Origin of the sequence: Streptomyces sp. NPDC091272 (assembly GCF_044757485.1) — a bacterium.
In the GTDB taxonomy this organism is placed as follows: Bacteria; Actinomycetota; Actinomycetes; order Streptomycetales; family Streptomycetaceae; genus Streptomyces.
Genome location: NZ_JBIVVC010000005.1, coordinates 394,240 through 412,169 on the forward strand (window position 1 = coordinate 394,240; position 17,930 = coordinate 412,169).

General features: G+C 72.5%; 14 protein-coding genes. 8 read left to right on the plus strand and 6 right to left on the minus strand.

The genetic code is table 11. The features are described from left to right. Positions 1 to 2: 2 nt before the first annotated feature. Positions 3 to 2,654 carry an alpha/beta fold hydrolase gene (locus tag ACIQM4_RS17350; protein ID WP_401592064.1) on the minus strand — a complete coding sequence of 884 codons (2,652 nt, stop codon included), beginning with the start codon at positions 2,652 to 2,654 and terminating at the stop codon, positions 3 to 5. Between the two features lie 178 nt (positions 2,655 to 2,832). Between ACIQM4_RS17350 and ACIQM4_RS17355 the strand changes: the two genes are divergently transcribed. The 4 genes from ACIQM4_RS17355 to ACIQM4_RS17370 all read left to right on the plus strand — a co-directional run bounded on the left by ACIQM4_RS17355 (position 2,833) and on the right by ACIQM4_RS17370 (position 5,978). After that, the gene (locus tag ACIQM4_RS17355) at positions 2,833 to 3,243 is read left to right on the plus strand and encodes a GNAT family N-acetyltransferase (RefSeq protein WP_401592066.1); all 411 of its coding nucleotides are present in this window, start codon (positions 2,833 to 2,835) and stop codon (positions 3,241 to 3,243) included. A gap of 125 nt (positions 3,244 to 3,368) precedes the next feature. Then, positions 3,369 to 3,953 carry a TerD family protein gene (locus tag ACIQM4_RS17360; protein ID WP_401592068.1) on the plus strand — a complete coding sequence of 195 codons (585 nt, stop codon included), beginning with the start codon at positions 3,369 to 3,371 and terminating at the stop codon, positions 3,951 to 3,953. Between the two features lie 314 nt (positions 3,954 to 4,267). Continuing rightward, the gene (locus ACIQM4_RS17365) at positions 4,268 to 5,173 is read left to right on the plus strand and encodes a putative protein N(5)-glutamine methyltransferase (RefSeq protein ID WP_401592070.1); all 906 of its coding nucleotides are present in this window, start codon (positions 4,268 to 4,270) and stop codon (positions 5,171 to 5,173) included. Positions 5,174 to 5,270: 97 nt separating this feature from the next. Further along, positions 5,271 to 5,978: a polysaccharide deacetylase family protein gene (locus ACIQM4_RS17370; protein WP_401592072.1), complete on the plus strand. Its 708-nt coding sequence runs from the start codon at positions 5,271 to 5,273 to the stop codon at positions 5,976 to 5,978. Positions 5,979 to 6,106: 128 nt separating this feature from the next. Here ACIQM4_RS17370 and ACIQM4_RS17375 read toward each other — a convergent pair whose 3' ends face one another. The 4 genes from ACIQM4_RS17375 to iolC are packed head-to-tail and all read right to left on the minus strand — an operon-like array spanning position 6,107 to position 11,392. Then, positions 6,107 to 7,606, minus strand: a complete 1,500-nt coding sequence (locus tag ACIQM4_RS17375; RefSeq protein ID WP_401592074.1) for a CoA-acylating methylmalonate-semialdehyde dehydrogenase — start codon at positions 7,604 to 7,606, stop codon at positions 6,107 to 6,109. 13 nt (positions 7,607 to 7,619) lie between these two features. Further along, on the minus strand, positions 7,620 to 9,551 hold the full coding sequence (gene iolD, locus ACIQM4_RS17380; RefSeq protein WP_401592076.1) for a 3D-(3,5/4)-trihydroxycyclohexane-1,2-dione acylhydrolase (decyclizing): 1,932 nt from the start codon (positions 9,549 to 9,551) through the stop codon (positions 7,620 to 7,622). Positions 9,552 to 9,596: 45 nt separating this feature from the next. Then, a complete protein-coding gene (gene iolB, locus ACIQM4_RS17385; RefSeq protein WP_401592078.1) occupies positions 9,597 to 10,421 on the minus strand; it encodes a 5-deoxy-glucuronate isomerase in 825 nt (274 codons plus the stop codon). Further along, positions 10,418 to 11,392 carry a 5-dehydro-2-deoxygluconokinase gene (gene iolC, locus ACIQM4_RS17390; protein WP_401592080.1) on the minus strand — a complete coding sequence of 325 codons (975 nt, stop codon included), beginning with the start codon at positions 11,390 to 11,392 and terminating at the stop codon, positions 10,418 to 10,420. The genes iolB and iolC overlap by 4 nt, the downstream gene beginning before the upstream one ends. 71 nt (positions 11,393 to 11,463) lie before the next feature. Between iolC and ACIQM4_RS17395 the strand changes: the two genes are divergently transcribed. From ACIQM4_RS17395 to ACIQM4_RS17410, 4 genes are all read left to right on the plus strand, one after another. Further along, positions 11,464 to 12,387 carry a sugar phosphate isomerase/epimerase family protein gene (locus ACIQM4_RS17395; protein WP_401592082.1) on the plus strand — a complete coding sequence of 308 codons (924 nt, stop codon included), beginning with the start codon at positions 11,464 to 11,466 and terminating at the stop codon, positions 12,385 to 12,387. 435 nt (positions 12,388 to 12,822) lie between these two features. Further along, complete coding sequence (locus tag ACIQM4_RS17400) at positions 12,823 to 13,020, plus strand: helix-turn-helix transcriptional regulator (protein ID WP_401592084.1); 198 nt, start codon at positions 12,823 to 12,825, stop codon at positions 13,018 to 13,020. A 203-nt stretch (positions 13,021 to 13,223) separates the two neighbouring features. Continuing rightward, entirely contained in the window at positions 13,224 to 13,547 is a 324-nt protein-coding gene (locus tag ACIQM4_RS17405; protein WP_401592086.1) for a heavy-metal-associated domain-containing protein, read from the plus strand. A 140-nt stretch (positions 13,548 to 13,687) separates the two neighbouring features. Continuing rightward, positions 13,688 to 15,967: a heavy metal translocating P-type ATPase gene (locus ACIQM4_RS17410; RefSeq protein WP_401592088.1), complete on the plus strand. Its 2,280-nt coding sequence runs from the start codon at positions 13,688 to 13,690 to the stop codon at positions 15,965 to 15,967. A gap of 583 nt (positions 15,968 to 16,550) precedes the next feature. Here the strand turns inward: ACIQM4_RS17410 and ACIQM4_RS17415 are convergent. Then, on the minus strand, positions 16,551 to 17,846 hold the full coding sequence (locus ACIQM4_RS17415) for a citrate synthase (RefSeq protein WP_401592090.1): 1,296 nt from the start codon (positions 17,844 to 17,846) through the stop codon (positions 16,551 to 16,553). Positions 17,847 to 17,930 lie beyond the last annotated feature (84 nt).

Sequence of the window (17,930 nt, forward strand, 5' to 3'; positions counted from 1 at the left end):
GCTCATGCGGAGCCCGCGATCAGGGTGAGGAACGCGTCCTCCAGGCGGCGGTGCGGGCCCACCCCGCTCAACGGGACGTCCAGACGCACCAGTTCCACGATGAGGGACTGCGCCGAGGCGCCGTCGAGGCGGACCAGCAGCCCGCCCTCGGCGCGTACCGCCGTGCCGACGCCCGGCAGCGCGGACACCTTGTCGAGCACGGCCTCGCTCACCTCGCCGTCGACGGAGACCAGCAGGGTGTCCCCCGAGCCGATGATCTCGGCGACGGGCCCGGCCTGCACGAGCTTGCCGTGGTCCATCACGACGAGGTCCGTGCAGGACTGTTCGACCTCCGACAGCAGGTGGCTGGAGACGATGACGGTGCGTCCGCCGGCCGCGTAGCGGATCATCACGTCGCGCATCTCGCGGATCTGCGGCGGGTCGAGGCCGTTGGTCGGCTCGTCCAGGATCAGCAGGTCCGGCATGCCCAGCATGGCCTGGGCGATGGCCAGGCGCTGGCGCATGCCTTGTGAGTACGTGCGGACCGCGCGCTGGAGTGCGTCGCCGAGACCGGCGATCTCCAGGGCCTCCTCGATGTGCGCGTCCGCGGCGGGCCGTCCGGTGGCCTGCCAGTAGAGGTCGAGGTTGGCGCGGCCCGAGAGGTGCGGGAGGAAGCCCGCGCCCTCGACGAACGAGCCGACCCGCGAGAGGACCGGCGCGCCGGGGCGGACGGCGTGCCCGAAGACGCGGATCTCGCCGCCGTCCGGGCTGATCAGGCCCATCAGCATCCGGAGCGTGGTGGTCTTGCCCGCGCCGTTGGGCCCGAGGAGCCCGAGCACCTGCCCCCGCTCGACCCGGAAGGACAGGTCACGCACCGCGTACCTGTCGCCGGACCTGCCGTAGCGCTTGCTCAGCGAGGTGATGGTCAGCGGTACGTCGGCGAGCGCCGGGTCGGGGGGCGGTGCGACCGTTCCGCGGCGCGCACCGATCAGCAGCAGCCCCGCGAGGGCCGCGCCCGCGAGCGGCAGCCCCCACACCCACCAGGCGAGCCCGGCGGCGGCGGTGGCCAGGGCGGGATCGGTGGGGACCTGGAGGCCGCCCTGCAGGTTCACGGTGTACGTGGCCGGCTCGGCGGGCGACGCGTAACCGAGGTCCGTCGAGGTGAGGAGCAGCCGCATCCGGTGCCCGGCCTGGAACTTGTGGTCGATGGCGGGCAGGGTCAGCTCGACGGTCCGCCCCGCCTTGGCGCCGGTGATCCGGACCGGGTTGACGAGCTGGTGCGGCAGCACCTGCCTGCCGTTCGCGCTCGCGTCGTAGACCTTGGCGAAGAGCACCATGTCGTCCTGGTCGGACCGCACCCGCACCTTGACGGTCGGCGCGCCGGTGACCTGGAGGCCGGTGTCCAGCGGCGCGGAGTCGTACTGCGCGTACTGGCCGGGGAAGTCGAGCGAGAGGCCCACGCCGAGCCCGGAGAGCTGCGAGAGGGCTCCCGCGCCGGGTACGGAGGAGATGCCGGGCGGGCTCGCCCCGGCCGGGTTGGCGAAGGTCTGCTGCGGGCCGCGGCGGCCGGTGAGCGCGATGTCGCGCACGTCGTGGCGCAGCCCCGGGTAGCGGGTGGCGTCCGCGCCGCGCAGGCTGGCGGCGCCGTTGGTGGAGTCGACCCCACCGGTCCGGCTCACCCGGAAGCCAGGCCCGGTGTCCGCGGTCGTGTCGTCCTTGAGGTAGCGGTCGAACCAATCGGTGACGCGGCCGTTGACGCGGTCCGTCTCCTGGTCGCCGCCGTCGTGTCCGCCGGAGACCCAGTCGACGGCGACCGGGGCGCCGTTCCTGGCCACGGCACCGGCCATCAGGTCCGCCTGGCCGAGCGGGAAGAGCGAGTCGCTCTGCCCCTGGACGATCAGCGCCGGCACCTTGATCCGGTCCGCGACGGCCGACGGGCTGCGCTCCTCCAGGGTTTTGCGGGCCGCGTCGTCCGGCTTGCCCGCGACGGCCACCCGCTCGTACATCTCGCACAGCTTCGGCTCGAAGCGCGCGCAGCCACCGCCCGTGGTGACGAAGATCCCGGCCCAGAGCTTCTTGAACACCCCGTCGGGGAAGAGGGCTTGGGCGAGGTTCCAGTACGTCAGCCGGGGGGCGATCGCGTCCACGCGCGGGTCGTGGCCCGCGGCGAGGAGGGAGATCGCGCCGCCGTAGGAGACTCCGGTGACGCCCACGCGCGGGTCGCCCGCCTTGTCGAGCAGGACGTCGGGGCGGGCGGCGAGCCGGTCGATCAGCCGGGACACGTCCTTGACCTCGGTGGCCGGGTCGTTGAGGCCGATCTTCCCGCCCGAGGCGCCGAAGCCGCGCGCGGACCAGGTGAGGACCGCGTACCCGTGCCGGGCCAGCTCCTCGGCCTGGGCCTGCACGTCCTTCTTGCTGCCGCCGAAGCCGTGCCCGATGAGGACGGCCGGCCGACGGGTACCGGGGTCGCCCGCGGTGAAGTACGAGGTGTCGATGCGGGCGCCCGGCATCTGCACCAGCTGTTCGGTTCTGCGCACCGGGGCCGGGTCGTCTGCCGCGGCGGCGACTCCGGCCCAGACTCCACCGCCCAGCAGCACGGCGAGCACCGCGAGCACGGCGGCGAGCCGTTTCCCGCGCAGGCGCCCGCGCGGGAAACGGCGAAGGGGATTCTCCATGGTTCCGACCCTAAGCGCCCGCCCGGTGGCTTTAGGCTGCCGTCAGGCGGAACCGGTGCACCTCCTCGGGGAGTAGACCGGCTCGCCGCCGTACCGCAGCCGCTGTACGTCCGCGTGGACCGGGCGCTCTCGCCGAACGGTCCCGCGCGAGCGCGGGGAGACCCGCAGGGAGACCCGCATGGAGATCCGCCGCGCCACCACCACCGCCGAACTGCTCGCCGCGGGACACCTCTTCGACGCCCCGCCGCGCGAGGAGTGGGCGCAGCGCTTCCTCGCCGCGCCCGGCCATGTGATGCTCCTCGCGTACGCCGACGGGTTCCTCGCCGGGATGGTCTCCGGCATCGAGATGCTGCACCCGGACAAGGGCGCGGAGATATGCCTGTACGAACTGTCGGTGGACGAGGGGCACCGACGGCGCGGCGTCGGGCGCGCGCTGACCGAGGCGCTCGCCAAGGAGGCCCGCACGCGCGGCTGTTACGGCATGTGGGTCGGTGTCGACACGGACAACACGGCGGCCCTGGCCACGTACACCGCGGCCGGGGCCCGCGGGGACGGGGTGTTCGCCATGCTCACCTGGGACTTCGACTGACCCGCCCGGCGTGCGCGGCGCACCGCCGCCGCCCCGGGCGCGGCCCCCGCCACCCCCGGGCTCGGCGGGGCGGGACGCACGATGCAGACTTTGTGCTCACTTGTCCACCAGCAAAGGGATCGCACATGATCACGCTCAGCAAGGAAGACGGACCGGCGGACCTGGCCGGCGTGACCCACCTGTCCATCGGGGTGTCCTGGGACCCGACATCGGGCGCCAGCGGCGGTGTCCTGGGCAAGCTGCGCCGGACGGTCGGCACCGACCTCGACCTGATCGCCATCGCCATGGCCGGCCCCGACCCGGTGCGCCTCGCCGGGCTGGACTCGCTGGACCCGCTGGGCAACGGCGCGCTGGTGCACAGCGGCGACAACCAGACCGGCAAGGGCGAGGGTGACGACGAGACGGTGACCGTGGAGTTCGGCCGGGTGCCGGGCAACGTCACGTCCATCGTGTTCGTGTCCGCCGCGTACAAGAAGGGCAGCGCCTTCTCGAAGGCGCGCAACATCAGCTTCAAGGTGTACGACGCCTCCGGCGGCAGCGCCCAGCAGGTCGCTGACATCTGGCCCTCGCTGCTCACCAGCGACAACGCGTGCGCCGTCGCCAAGGCGGTCCGCGACGGCGCCAACTGGAAGCTTGAGGTCATCAACACGACCGGCAAGGTCAAGCAGGGCGACGAGCAGGCCCTGATGCGCTTCGCCGCGAACAAGTAACCGGCCCGCCGGGCCGGTTGCCGCCCCTTCCCGGGACCCACGGATGTCGTGCCGGGGAGGGGCGGCGCACCCCGGAGACTGCCGCCGCCGACCGCCGTCCCGCGTCCGCCGACCGCCCTGTACGGGTCCGGAGCCCTCGGGTAGGGTCGGCTCCTGCAGCCCGCCGCACGTGCGGGCCACGACCAGGGAGGTGAGACCCATTACCGCTGTCGCAGGTGGGGTGTTCTCGCCTCCTGGCCGCCGCACGGCACTGTCGTAGCCGTCCCGGAACCGGCCGGAGAACGCCCTCGGTAATCATTCCGGAAGGCTCTCCCATGACGATCTCGGTTTCTTCCCCCGGGTCCGTGTCCGCCACCTCCACCGGCTCCGTGCCGGCCTCCTCGCCCGGGTCCGTGTCCGCCACTCCTCCCGGGTCCGGGTCCGCCTCCACGGCGCTCGCCGCCCTCTTCTCCTCCGTCGTGGCCCGGCTGCGGGCCGCGGGCTGTGTGTTCGCCGAGGACGAGGCCCGGTTGCTGCTCGCCACCGGGCGCACCGGTGACGCCCTCGCCGCCCTCGTCGAGCGGCGGGCGAACGGCCTGCCGCTGGAGCACGTGCTCGGGTGGGCCGAGTTCTGCGGCCACCGGATCTCCGTCGACCTCGGCGTGTTCGTCCCCCGTCCCCGCACCGAACTCCTGGTGCGCCACGCCCGCTTGCTGGCCTCCCGCAGGGCCGGGGCCGTCGTCCTGGACCTGTGCTGCGGGTCGGGCGCCGCGGCGGCCGTGCTGGGGGCGGAACTGCCCGGGATCGAGCTGTACGCGGCCGATGTCGAGCCCGCCGCCGTGCGGTGCGCGCGGCGGAACGTGGCGCCGGTGGGCGGGCGGGTGTACGGGGGCGACCTGTACGCCGCGCTGCCGGACCGGCTCCGGGGCCGGGTGGACGTACTGGTGGCCAACGCCCCGTACGTACCGACCGACGACATCGGTCTGCTGCCGTCCGAGGCGCGGGACCACGAGCCGCTGGTGGCGCTGGACGGCGGCGCGGACGGCCTCGACGTGCAGCGGCGGGTGACGGCGGGGGCGGCGCGCTGGCTGGCGCCCGGCGGGAGCCTGCTGATCGAGACGAGCGAGCGGCAGGCGGACCGTACGGTCGACGCGATGGTACGGGGCGGGCTCAGGGCCCGCGCCGAGGAGGACGAGGAGCTGGGGGCGACGGTCGTCATCGGGACCCTGCCGCGCGAATGACGTACCGCGCCCGGACTCGGCCGGACGGCGCACCGACCGGGTGACGTGCGGCGGGCGTGGCGTTTGCGGGGTGGCCCGCCGCTGGTACCGGTGTGCGGTGACAAAACGCCGTCGTTGCCTGATCTGCGCCCTGGCACTGGTCGCCGCCGCCCTGCTGGCGGGTTTCGCCGGCGGCCGGGCCGACGCCCCCGTCGACTGCCGCACCGCCAGGTGTGTGGCGCTCACGTTCGACGGCGGGCCGGGACGGTACACCGGTGAACTGCTCGACGTTCTGGCGCGCAAGGACGTGCCGGCGGCGTTCTTCCTGCTCGGCAAGGGCCCGGTCTTCAAGTACCCGGCGCTGGTACGGCGGATGGCGGACGAGGGCCACGAGGTGGGCAACCACTCGTGGACCCACCCCAGGCTCACCGAGGTGCCGCCCCAGGAGGCCCGGCGGCAACTGGTGCTCACGCAGCGGGCCCTCACCCAGGTGACGGGGCGTGCGCCGACGCTGATGCGACCGCCGCAGGGGCGTACGAACCAGCAGGTGGCGGCTGTCTGCAAGGAGCTGGGGCTCGCCCAGGTGCTGTGGAACTCACGGGCGCTGGACTGGCGGGACCACGACCCGAAGGTGATCGAGGAGCGGATCCTGAGGTCGGCGGGGCGCGGCTCGATCGTGCTGCTGCACGACATCTATCCGGGCACGGTGCCGGCGGTCCCCGCGATCGTGGACGGGCTACGGGAGCGGGGGTTCACGCTGGTGTCGCTGGAGCGGCTGTTCGCGCCGCGGAAGCTGGAGCCGGGGAAGGTGTACCGGCACGCCTGAACGGCGCCACCGGGTGCACGGGCAGGTGCGGGGCCGGCGCGGCCCCGCCGGAGGTGAGGTTCCGGGGGGCCGCGCCGTGGGAGGCGGGTCCGGCCGGGGGCAGGCCCGGGTCCCGCGGGCGCGGTGGCTCAGTGGTTGCGGGGGAAGCCGAGGTCGACGCCGGAGGGGGCGTCGGCCGGGTCCGGCCAGCGGGTCGTGGTGACCTTGCCGCGGGTGTAGAAGTGGATGCCGTCGGTGCCGTAGATGTGGTGGTCGCCGAAGAGGCTGTCCTTCCAGCCGCCGAAGGAGTGGTAGCCGACGGGGACCGGGATCGGCACGTTGACGCCGACCATGCCCGCCTCGATCTCCAGCTGGAAGCGCCTGGCGGCCCCTCCGTCACGGGTGAAGATCGCCGTGCCGTTGCCGAACGGCGAGGCGTTCATGAGGGCGACGCCCTCTTCGTAGGTGTCGACGCGCAGGACGCACAGCACCGGGCCGAAGATCTCGTCGCGGTAGGCGTCCGAGTCGGTGGGGACGTGGTCCAGGAGGGAGAGGCCGATCCAGTGGCCGTTCTCGAAGCCCTCGACCGTGTGCCCGGTGCCGTCCAGGACGACCTTCGAGCCCTGGGCGGCGGCCCCCGTGACGTAGGAGGCGACCTTGTCGCGGTGGGCGGCGGTGATCAGCGGGCCCATCTCGGACGCCGGGTCGTTGCCGGGGCCGATCTTGATCTTCTCGGCGCGCTCGACGATCTTCGCGACCAGCTCGTCGCCGACGGCGCCGACGGCCACGACGGCCGAGATGGCCATGCAGCGCTCACCGGCCGAGCCGTAGGCCGCGGAGACGGCCGCGTCGGCGGCGGCGTCGAGGTCCGCGTCGGGGAGGACCAGCATGTGGTTCTTGGCGCCGCCGAGTGCCTGTACGCGCTTGCCGTTGGCGGAGGCGGTGGCGTGGATGTGACGGGCGATCGGGGTCGAGCCGACGAAGGAGACCGCGGCGACGTCCGGGTGCTCCAGGAGCCGGTCGACGGCGACCTTGTCACCGTGCAGGACGTTCAGGACGCCGTCCGGGAGGCCGGCCTCGGTGGCGAGCTGGGCCAGGCGCAGGGAGGCGGAGGGGTCCTTCTCGGAGGGCTTCAGCACGAAGGTGTTGCCGCAGGCGATCGCGAGCGGGAACATCCACATCGGCACCATGGCCGGGAAGTTGAACGGCGTGATGCCCGCCACCACGCCGAGCGACTGGCGGATCGAGGAGACGTCGACGCGGGTGGCGACCTCGGTGGAGAGCTCGCCCTTGAGCTGGGTGGTGATGCCGCAGGCCAGTTCGACGATCTCCAGGCCGCGGGCGACCTCGCCCAGCGCGTCCGAGTGCACCTTGCCGTGCTCGGCGGTGATCAGGGCGGCGATCTCGTCCCGGTGCGCGTCGAGCAGGGCGCGGTAGCGGAAGAGGATCCCGGTGCGGGCGGAGAGCGAGGAGGTCCCCCACTTCGCGTAGGCGGCCTTCGCGGACGCGACGGCCGCGTCCACCTCCGCCACGGAGGCGAGGGCGACACGGGTGCCTGCGTCGCCGGTGGCCGGGTCGGTGACCGGGCCCCAGTTGCCCGACGCGCCCTCGACGGTCCTGCCACCGATCCAGTGGTTGACGGTCTTCATGAACTGCACTCCTTCAGAGGTGGTGGCGTCGGGCTGCGACCTGCCGGTCGTACTCCTCGCGGGCCCGAGCCGCCGACGGGCGGGTCGCGGTCTGAGCCACAGGAACATCCCACCACGCGCCGGCCGACGGCGGGCCCGACACTGTGTCGCCCGTTTCGGTCTCGACGTAGACACATGTGGGAACGGTGCTCGCCCGTGCTTCCGCGAGGGCTTCGCGCAGGTCACCGACGGTGCGGGCGCGCAGGGTGCGCATCCCGAGCGAGGCGGCGTTGGCGGCCAGGTCCAGGGGCAGGGGCTCTCCCGAGTACGTACCGTCGGCGGCGCGGAAACGGTATTCGGTGGCGAACCGCTCGGCGCCGACGGCGTGCGAGAGACCGCCGATGGAGGCGTACCCGTGATTGTCCAGGATCACCACCTTGATCGGCAGGCGCTCCTGCACGGCGGTGACGAGCTCGGTCGGGTTCATCAGGTACGTCCCGTCGCCGACGAGGGCCCAGACCGGCCGGTGCGGGGCGGCGAGCTGGACCCCGATGGCCGCGGGAATCTCGTAACCCATGCAGGAGTAGCCGTACTCGACGTGGTACTGGTCGCCCGAGCGCGTCCGCCAGAGCCTGTGGAGGTCGCCGGGGAGCGAGCCCGCGGCGTTGATCAGGATGTCCTCGTGGCCGACCAGCGCGTCGAGCACACCGAGGACCTGGGCCTGGGTGGGGACGGCCTTGTCGTCGGGTGCGGCGTAGCGGGCGCTGACGTGCGCCTCCCAACGGGCCTTGCAGGTGCGGTACTCGTCCTCGTAGGCCGCGTCGACGCGGTGGCCGGGGGCGCTCCCGCCGGCTCCCTCCCGGCCCGCGGCCAGGTGGCCGAGCTCCCGGGTCAGGTGTGCCAGCCCGGCGGCTGCGTCGCCGGTCAGGGCGACGCCGCCCATCTTGTGGGCGTCGAAGCCGGTGAGGTTGAGGTTGACGAAGCGGACCGCCGGGTTCTCGAAGAGGGTGTGGGAGGCGGTGGTGAAGTCCGTCCAGCGGGTGCCGACGCCGATCACCAGGTCGGCGGTGCGGGCGAGGTGGTTGGCGGCGGCGGTGCCGGTGTGACCGATGCCCCCCATGTCGGCGGGGTGGTCGTACGGAAGTGAGCCCTTGCCCGCCTGGGTGGAGGCGACGGGGATGCCGGTGCGTTCGGCCAGTACCGACAGCTCGGTCCCGGCCAGGGAGTGGCGGACGCCGCCGCCCGCGACGAGCAGCGGGCGCCGGGAGCGCCGTACCGCGCGCACCGCGTCGGCCAGGTCGTGCGGGTCGGGCTGCTGTGCCGGTACGCGCCAGACGCGGTCCGCGAAGAACTCCTCCGGCCAGTCGTACGCCTCCACCTGCACGTCCTGCGGCAGGCAGAGCGTGACCGCGCCCGTCTCCGCCGGGTCGGCCAGCACGCGCATCGCGGCGAGGGCGGCGGGGATCAGCGCCTCGGGGCGGCTCACACGGTCGAAGTACCTGGACACCGGCCGCAGACAGTCGTTGACCGAGATGTCCCCCGCGTACGGGAGTTCGAGCTGTTGCAGCACCGGGTCCGCGGGGCGGGCGGCGAAGGTGTCGCCGGGGAGGAGGAGCACGGGCAGGTGGTTGACGGTGGCGAGGGCGGCGCCGGTGACGAGGTTGGTGGCACCCGGGCCGATGGACGTGGTGACGGCGTGGGCGGAAAGGCGGCCCCGCTGGCGGGCGTAGGCGGTGGCGGCGTGCACCATGGCCTGCTCGTTGCGGCCCTGGAGGAAGGGCATGGCGTCCGGCCCCTCGCCGTGCCGCGTCTCGACGAGGGCCTGACCGAGCCCGGCGACGTTGCCGTGGCCGAAGATCCCCCAGGTGGCGGCGATCAGGCGGTGGCGGACACCGGCGCGCTCGGTGTACTGGCGGGCGAGGAAGGCGAGGAGGGCCTGGGCGGTGGTGAGGTGGCGGGTGGGCACGGTATCCCTTCCGGCGGGGCGCGGGGTCGCGCCCGGGGCAGCGGGTCAGGCGGGGCGGTGGCGGAAGGTGATCTGCCATTCGCGTACGGCGCCCGGCCCCGCCATGACGTTCAGGTAGTACATGGCGTGTTCCGGCGGGGCGATCGACGGTCCGTGCCAGCCGTCCGGGACCAGGACGGTGTCGCCGGTGCGGACCTCGGTCAGCAGGTCCGCACCGCCCGGCCGGGACGGCGTGATCCGCTGGTGGCCGACGGCGGAGGGGCCCTCGCCCTCGAACTCGAAGTGGTAGATCTCCTCCAGCACCGACTCCCGGCCCGCCACCTCCTCGTCGTGCTTGTGCGGCGGGTACGACGACCAGTGCCCGCCCGGGGTGAGCACCTCGACGGCGATCAGCCGGTCGCACTCGAAGACGTCCGCCGCCGCGAAGTTCCGCACCTCGCGCGCCGTGATCCCGCTCCCCCGCCGCTCCACCGGCACCTCGGCCGCCGGACCGTGCCGCGCGGGCAGCCGTCGCTCGCACCTCGCCCCCGCCAGCGCGAAGCGGCCCCCCGCGCCGGAGGCGATCTGGGCGTGCGCGTCCCGCGGCAGGTACGCGAAGTCGGACACGCCGCCGAACACCCCCTCCCGTCCCCGGAGTTCGATGACCTGCCCGTCGACGAGGACGCTGCAGGACCCGGCCAGCGGCAGCACGATCCACTCGCTGTCGCCGGTGGGCAGGTGGTGCGAGCCGCCGGGCCGCAGCGCGAGCACGCGGAGCGCCGCGTACCGCCACCCGGCCCGCTCCGGACCGATGTCGAGCGCGTACGGTCCGTGGGACTCGCTGCCCGCCGCGGCGAAGAGCCGCCTGTCGGGGCCGTCGTGGTCCTTCATCGCGTACCTCCCGTCGCCTGCAGGAGAAGCCTGTCGATCTCCGCCGCGTAGGGCATCGCGGACGAACACTCCAGGCGGGAGGCGACCAGCGCGCCCGCCGCGTTCGCCCAGCGGATCGTCGCTTCGAGGGGCCAGCCGCAGAGCAGGCCGTGGCAGAGCGCCCCGCCGAACGCGTCGCCCGCGCCCAGCCCGTTGAGCACGTCCACCTCAAGTGGGGCCGCGGTCACGGTCGTTCCGTCGCGGTGGACGGCGAGGACACCCTCGGGGCCCTGTTTGACGACGGCGAGCTGCACACCGGACGCGAGCAACTCGGCCGCCGCCGCGCGCGGTTCACGCGTACCGGTCGCGATCTCGCACTCCTCGATGTTCCCGACGGCCACCGTCGCGTGCCGCAACGCCCGCGCGTAGTACGGGCGCGGGTCCTGGCCCGCCCAGAACACCGGCCGCCAGTCCAGGTCGAGAACGGTGTGCGTGGCGCGCCCGCGGGCCTCCAGCGCCTCCAGCGTCGCGTCCCTGCTCGGCTGCGCGCACAGTCCCGTACCGGTGGCCCAGAAGACCCGTGCGGCGCGCACCGCGCCGAGGTCCAGCTCGCCGGGGTGGATCTCCAGGTCGGGGGCCTTGGGCCGGCGGTAGAAGTACAGCGGGAAGTCGTCCGGCGGGAAGACCTCGCAGAAGGTGACGGGCGTGGGGTAGGCGGCGACCTCGGCCACCCAGCGCACGTCCACGCCGAAGCCGTCCAGTTCCCGCCGCAGGTACGTCCCGAAGGGGTCGGCCCCGGTCCGTGACACCAGGGCGGTCCGCCGCCCCAGCCGGGCGGCGGCGACCGCCACGTTCGCCGCCGAACCGCCCAGGAACCTGCCGAAGGTCTCGACCCGGTCCAGCGGCACCCCTGCCCGCAGCGGGTAGAGGTCCACCCCCAGCCGGCCCATCGCGATCAGGTCGTACGGGGCGTCGTCGTGCGGGTCGCTCATGAATCCCCCTCGTCGGCGGACTGCGGTTTTCAGGTCTATCCGCGTGTTCGGAAAACTGTCAAGGTTCCCCCATGACCGCCGAAGGAGAGCTGACACGCATCAGGATCGGTTCCGCCCCGGACTCGTGGGGGGTGTGGTTCGCGGACGATCCCGCCCAGGTGCCCTGGCGGCGGTTCCTGGACGAGGTGGCAGCGGCCGGTTACGAGTGGATCGAGCTGGGACCGTACGGCTACCTGCCCGTCGAACCCGGTCTGCTGCGCGCCGAGTTGCAGGCACGCGGGCTGCGGGTGTCCGCCGGCACGGTCTTCACCGCGCTGCACCGCGACGGCGCACAGGAGTGGTCCCGCACCTGGGCGCACGTCGGTGACGTGGCCCGGCAGGCGCGGGCGGCGGGCGCGGGCCACCTGGTGATGATCCCGGCGTTCTGGCGGGACGACAGGACGGGGAGGGTGCTGGAGGACTCCGTGCTCTCCGCCGCGCAGTGGCGCACGCTCGCCGCGCGGACGGAGCGGCTGTCGCGGCAGGTGCACGAGGAGTTCGGCCTGCGGGTGGTCGTCCATCCGCACGCGGACACCCACATCGACGGCGAGGAGAACGTGGTCCGCCTCCTCGACGCGACCGACCCCGGCCTCGTCTCGCTGTGCCTGGACACCGGGCACTACGCGTACTGCGGCGGCGACAGCGTCGCGCTCCTGGAGAAGTACGGGGAGCGGATCGGCTATCTGCACCTGAAGCAGGTGGCCCCGGCGGTACTTGACCGGGTCCGCGACCGGCGGCTGCCGTTCGGCGCCGCCGTGGGGCAGGGCGTGATGTGCGAGCCGCCGGGCGGGGTGCCGGCGCTGGAGCCCGTGCTCCAGGCGGCCCAGGCGCTCGGTGCGCGGCGCGGGACGGAGCTGTTCGCGATCGTGGAGCAGGACATGTACCCCTGCCCGCCGGATAAGCCGCTGCCGATCGCACGGCGGACCCGGGCCTTCCTGCGCTCCTGCGGGGCGTAGCGACCGCACCCGGCGCCGTCGCTCCTGCGGGGCTTAGCGACCGCACCCGGCGCCGTCGCTCCTGCGGGGCGTAGCGACCACACCTGGCGCCGTCGCTCCTCCTGGACGTAGCAACCGCGCCCGATGCCGCTCCCGCGCCCTCAACCCCTTTGCGCGGCACCGCATTACACCCGTGAGCGGGCCGGACCGAGCACATCGGTCCGGCCCGCCCCGTGTGTCCTGCCGTTTCCCTGCACCACTTACGTCACAGAGATGCCCTTTCAGTCACACATATCACCATTACGCGGGCCTTCCGTCACAGGGGCACCACAGCCGTAGGCAACCGGTCACGGAGTGTCGTTCACGGGGCAGAGGCTGAGTGATCACCAACGAAACGCCGCAGTGCCCCCGACGGCTCCTCCGCCGTGGCTGCGGCCTTCGCAGGGAGGTGCACAGATGACGGACCGCAAGCTCTGGTCGTACAAAGAGATCGCCGCACACATCCAGGTCCAGACGGACACCGTGCGCTCGTACCGCAAGCACGGTCTGCTGCCCCCGCCCGACCACGTGGAGGGCAACAAGCCCTACTGGTACGCGGACACCATCCGCACCTGGGTGGCCCGCCGCCCCGGCAGCAGAGGCCGCCGGAACTGACCTTTCCGCCCCTCGCGGGCCCCGCACCGGCGCGTTTTCGGCCCCGGTGCGGGGCCCGCGCCGTGTCCGCTGGATTTGATACCCCCTAGGGGTATAGTGTGGAGTATCGGGGAGTCACGGCAGCCCCGCGGACTCCCCCGCGCCCCACATGTGCGCACCCACCGTCGCGCATGTGTCACCAGTCTTCGAAGAGGAGCACCGACATGACCGCCGAGACCCAGCCCTCCACCGCCGGGACCGCCCAGGACTCCGGCTCCTGCTGCTCGCCCTCCGGCTCCTGCGGTCCGGCCGGGGCGGCCGACGACCAGGCCGGCGCCGTGACCACCGTCTACCGGGTGACCGGCATGACCTGCGGCCACTGCGAGGGCGCGGTCTCCGCCGAGATCTCCGAGATCGAGGGCGTCGGTTCCGTGACGGCTGTCGCCTCGACCGGGCAGGTCACGGTCGTGTCGGCCGGGCCGCTCGACGAGGCGGCGGTACGCGCCGCCGTCGACGAGGCCGGTTACGAGCTGGCCGGCACGGTCTGAGAAGCCTTCCGGCCCCTCGTCCGAGGGGCACACCTGGCCGGACAGCTGACCGGCACAGTTGGTCGGCACACTTGGTCGGCACACTTGGCTGGCACACCTGACCGGCACAGTTGGCCGGCACATTTCCTGGAGCTCCCCGAATGAACACCGCCGCCCCCGCCTCCTCGCCCCCGGAGCCTGCTCCGGCCCTCGGCGGACACGTCGAGCTGACCATCGGCGGGATGACCTGCGCCTCGTGCGCGGCCCGCATCGAGAAGAAGCTCAACCGGATGGACGGCGTGGCCGCCACCGTCAACTACGCGACGGAGAAGGCACGGATCGCGTACGCCGAGGGGGCGGTGGCCGTCCCGGACCTGATCACGACCGTGGAGCGGACCGGATACACGGCCCAGGAGCCCGTGGCGGCCCCCAGGGCGGCCGACGGGGACCAGGGACCGGGCGGGGAGCCCGTCGACCTCGAACTGGCCGCCCTGCGGCAGCGGTTGCTCGTCTCCGCCGTGCTCGCCTTCCCGGTGATCCTGCTGTCGATGATCCCCGCCCTCCAGTTCGACAACTGGCAGTGGCTGTCGCTGACGCTGGCCGCGCCGGTCGTCGTCTGGGGCGCGCTGCCCTTCCACCGGGCCGCCTGGACCAATCTGCGGCACGGCGCCGCGACCATGGACACCCTGGTCTCGGTCGGCACGCTGGCCGCCTTCGGATGGTCGCTGTGGGCGCTGTTCCTCGGCGACGCGGGCATGCCGGGGATGCGGCACGGCTTCGACCTGACGGCGGGCCGGGCCGACGGCGCCTCCACCGTCTACCTCGAAGTCGCCGCGGGCGTCACCGTCTTCATCCTGCTCGGCCGCTGGCTGGAGGCCCGCTCCAAGCGGAAGGCGGGCGCCGCGCTGCGGGCGCTGATGGAGCTGGGCGCCACCGAGGTCGCCGTGCTGCGCGGCGGGCGGGAGGTGTTGCTCCCGGTACGGCAGCTGGCCGCGGGGGACCGTTTCGTCGTGCGTCCCGGGGAGAAGGTCGCCACCGACGGCACGGTCGTCGAGGGCAGTTCGGCGCTCGACGCGTCGATGCTGACCGGCGAGTCGGTGCCGGTGGACGTCGGCCCCGGCGACCGGGTCACCGGGGCGACCGTGAACGCGGGCGGGCGGATCGTGGTCGAGGCCACCCGGGTCGGCGCCGACACCCAACTGGCCCGGATGGCACGGCTGGTGGAGGACGCCCAGAACGGCAAGGCCCAGGTGCAGCGACTGGCCGACCGGATCTCCGCCGTCTTCGTTCCCGTGGTCCTGCTGATCGCGCTGGGCACCCTGGTCGGCTGGCTGCTGGCGACGGACGACCCGACCGCCGCGTTCACCGCCGCCGTCGCGGTCCTGATCATCGCCTGCCCGTGCGCGCTGGGCCTGGCCACGCCGACCGCCCTGATGGTCGGCACCGGCCGGGGCGCACAGCTGGGCATCCTGATCAAGGGCCCCGAGGTGCTGGAGTCCACGCGCCGGGTGGACACCGTCGTGCTCGACAAGACCGGGACGGTGACCACGGGCCGGATGGAGCTGAAGGACGTGATCCCGGCCGCCGGGGTGGACGGGGACGAACTGCTGCGGCTCGCCGGAGCCCTGGAGCACGCCTCGGAGCATCCGATCGCGCGGGCGGTCGCGGCCGGGGCCGGCAGCGACCTGCCACCCGTCACCGGCTTCGCCGCCCTGCCCGGCCTGGGCGTCGAGGGCGTCACCGAGGGCCATGAGGTGCTGGTGGGCCGGGAGAAGCTGTTCAGCAGCAGGGGTTACGAGCTGCCGCCCGCGCTCGCCGACGCGCGGGCCGCCGCCGAGGCGTCGGGCCGTACCGCCGTCACGGTCGGCTGGGACGGCGCGGCACGGGGCGTGCTGACGGTCGCGGACACGGTCAAGGACACCAGCGCGGAGGCGGTCGCACGGTTGCGCGCACTGGGACTCGTTCCGGTACTCCTGACCGGTGACAACCGCCCCGTCGCGGACGCGGTGGCCGCCGAGGTGGGCATCGACGCGAGCGAGGTCCACGCGGAGGTGCTTCCCGAGGAGAAGGCCGACGTGGTCCGCCGGCTCCAGGCGCAGGGCCGTACCGTCGCGATGGTCGGCGACGGCGTGAACGACGCGGCGGCGCTCGCCACCGCGGATCTGGGCCTTGCGATGGGCACCGGCACGGACGCGGCGATCGAGGCGGGTGACCTGACGCTGGTCCGCGGGGATCTCCGGGTGGCGGCGGACGCGATCCGACTGTCCCGCCGGACCCTCGCGACCATCAAGGGAAACCTCTTCTGGGCCTTCGGTTACAACGTCGCGGCGCTGCCACTGGCCGCCGCCGGGCTGCTCAACCCGATGATCGCCGGATTTGCAATGGCTTTCTCATCCGTCTTCGTAGTGACAAACAGCCTCCGGCTACGTACCTTCACATGACGTACACGAACGCATGACATACGCGAAGTGGCGTAGATCACTGTGTTCGAGGGGTAACCATTGGCCGGGGTCGCGAGTCTAGGAAGCGATGCCAAGAACGTCTTGGGGGACGTTCGACGCGGGATGTCCTGGGGGACGTCCTCGGCAAGCGTTGGCCGGGACACGTATACCGGGGAGCTTTGAGCGGCCCTCCCGTCGTTACGTGTCCTGGCGGACACGCGGGACCCGGGTTTTCAGGCCCCGGAAGCAGTACCGCAGGACCGGGGTTTCAGGCCCCCGGGCAGTACGTACGACCAGCACCACCGCAGGACCGGCACGACCGCACGACCGCACGACCGCACGACCGCACGACCGCACGACCAGCAGTACCGCCGCACGGACACACAGTTCGTGCGGCACACAGACCTCTGGCGGCGCGAGCCGACAGACGCCCGGTTGGGATCCCGTGGGGGGAATCCGATCCGGGGAACAGGAAAGCGCCCCGTATCGTCGACCCGTGGGGGGATCGGCGGCGGGGCGCTTTTCTGTGCTCGGCGCGTGTGCGGAGCGCGTGGTGCGGTGGTGCGGTGGTGCGACCTTACGGTCAGCGCTCCTCGACCGGTACGAAGTCGCGGAGGACCTCGCCCGTGTAGATCTGGCGCGGACGGCCGATGCGCGACCCCGGCTCCTTGATCATCTCGTGCCACTGGGCGATCCAGCCGGGCAGCCGGCCGATCGCGAAGAGCACGGTGAACATGTCGGTGGGGAAGCCCATCGCGCGGTAGATCAGACCCGTGTAGAAGTCCACGTTCGGGTAGAGGTTGCGCGAGACGAAGTAGTCGTCGGAGAGCGCGTGCTCCTCCAGCTTGAGCGCGATGTCCAGCAGCTCGTCGGACTTGCCGAGGGCCGAGAGGACGTCGTGCGCGGCAGCCTTGATGATCTTGGCGCGCGGGTCGAAGGACTTGTACACCCGGTGGCCGAAGCCCATCAGGCGGACGCCGTCCTCCTTGTTCTTCACCTTCTGGATGAAGGCGTCGACGTCGCCGCCGTCGGCCTGGATCGACTCCAGCATCTCCAGGACGGACGCGTTGGCGCCGCCGTGCAGCGGGCCCCACAGGGCGCTGATGCCGGCCGAGATCGAGGCGAACATGTTCGCCTGCGAGGAGCCGACCAGACGCACGGTGGAGGTCGAGCAGTTCTGCTCGTGGTCCGCGTGCAGGATCAGCAGCTTCTCCAGCGCGGAGACGACGACCGGGTCCGGCACGTACTCCTGGGCGGGGACCGAGAAGGTCATGCGCAGGAAGTTCTCGACGTAACCCAGGTCGTTGCGCGGGTAGACGAAGGGGTGGCCGATCGACTTCTTGTACGCGTACGCGGCGATCGTCGGCAGCTTGGCGAGCAGCCGGATCGTCGAGAGGTGGCGCTGCTGCTCGTCGAACGGGTTGTGGCTGTCCTGGTAGAACGTGGACAGCGCCGAGACGACCGAGGACAGCATGGCCATCGGGTGGGCGTCGCGCGGGAAGCCGTCGAAGAACCGCTTGACGTCCTCGTGCAGCAGCGTGTGCTGGGTGATCTCGTTCTTGAAGGTCGACAGTTCGTCGTCCTTCGGCAGTTCGCCGTTGATCAGCAGGTAGGCCGTCTCCAGGAAACTGCTCTGCTCGGCCAGCTGCTCGATGGGGTACCCGCGGTAGCGCAGGATGCCCTGCTCGCCGTCGAGGTAGGTAATGGCGGATTTGTAGGCGGCGGTGTTGCCGTATCCGCTATCGAGGGTGACCAGACCGGTCTGGGACCGGAGCTTCCCGATGTCGAAGCCCGTGTCGCCGACGGTGCTGTCGATCACCGGGTAGGTGTACTCGCCATCGCCGTACCGCAGTACTACAGAGTTGTCGCTCTCGCTCACGTCATCCCTCACCGACGTAGTGCCTCTTCTTCGAGGTGCCCTGACTGTCTCTACCATCCCCCACTTGGCTCAGCAGAGTGCACT

Coding starts and splice junctions, on each gene's coding strand:
- ACIQM4_RS17350 (WP_401592064.1), bottom strand. CDS start 2,654: ATGGAGAATCCCCTTCGCCGTTTCCCGCGCGGGCGCCTGCGCGGGAAA.
- ACIQM4_RS17355 (WP_401592066.1), top strand. CDS start 2,833: ATGGAGATCCGCCGCGCCACCACCACCGCCGAACTGCTCGCCGCGGGA.
- ACIQM4_RS17360 (WP_401592068.1), top strand. CDS start 3,369: ATGATCACGCTCAGCAAGGAAGACGGACCGGCGGACCTGGCCGGCGTG.
- ACIQM4_RS17365 (WP_401592070.1), top strand. CDS start 4,268: ATGACGATCTCGGTTTCTTCCCCCGGGTCCGTGTCCGCCACCTCCACC.
- ACIQM4_RS17375 (WP_401592074.1), bottom strand. CDS start 7,606: ATGAAGACCGTCAACCACTGGATCGGTGGCAGGACCGTCGAGGGCGCG.
- iolB (WP_401592078.1), bottom strand. CDS start 10,421: ATGAAGGACCACGACGGCCCCGACAGGCGGCTCTTCGCCGCGGCGGGC.
- iolC (WP_401592080.1), bottom strand. CDS start 11,392: ATGAGCGACCCGCACGACGACGCCCCGTACGACCTGATCGCGATGGGC.
- ACIQM4_RS17395 (WP_401592082.1), top strand. CDS start 11,464: ATGACCGCCGAAGGAGAGCTGACACGCATCAGGATCGGTTCCGCCCCG.
- ACIQM4_RS17400 (WP_401592084.1), top strand. CDS start 12,823: ATGACGGACCGCAAGCTCTGGTCGTACAAAGAGATCGCCGCACACATC.
- ACIQM4_RS17405 (WP_401592086.1), top strand. CDS start 13,224: ATGACCGCCGAGACCCAGCCCTCCACCGCCGGGACCGCCCAGGACTCC.
- ACIQM4_RS17410 (WP_401592088.1), top strand. CDS start 13,688: ATGAACACCGCCGCCCCCGCCTCCTCGCCCCCGGAGCCTGCTCCGGCC.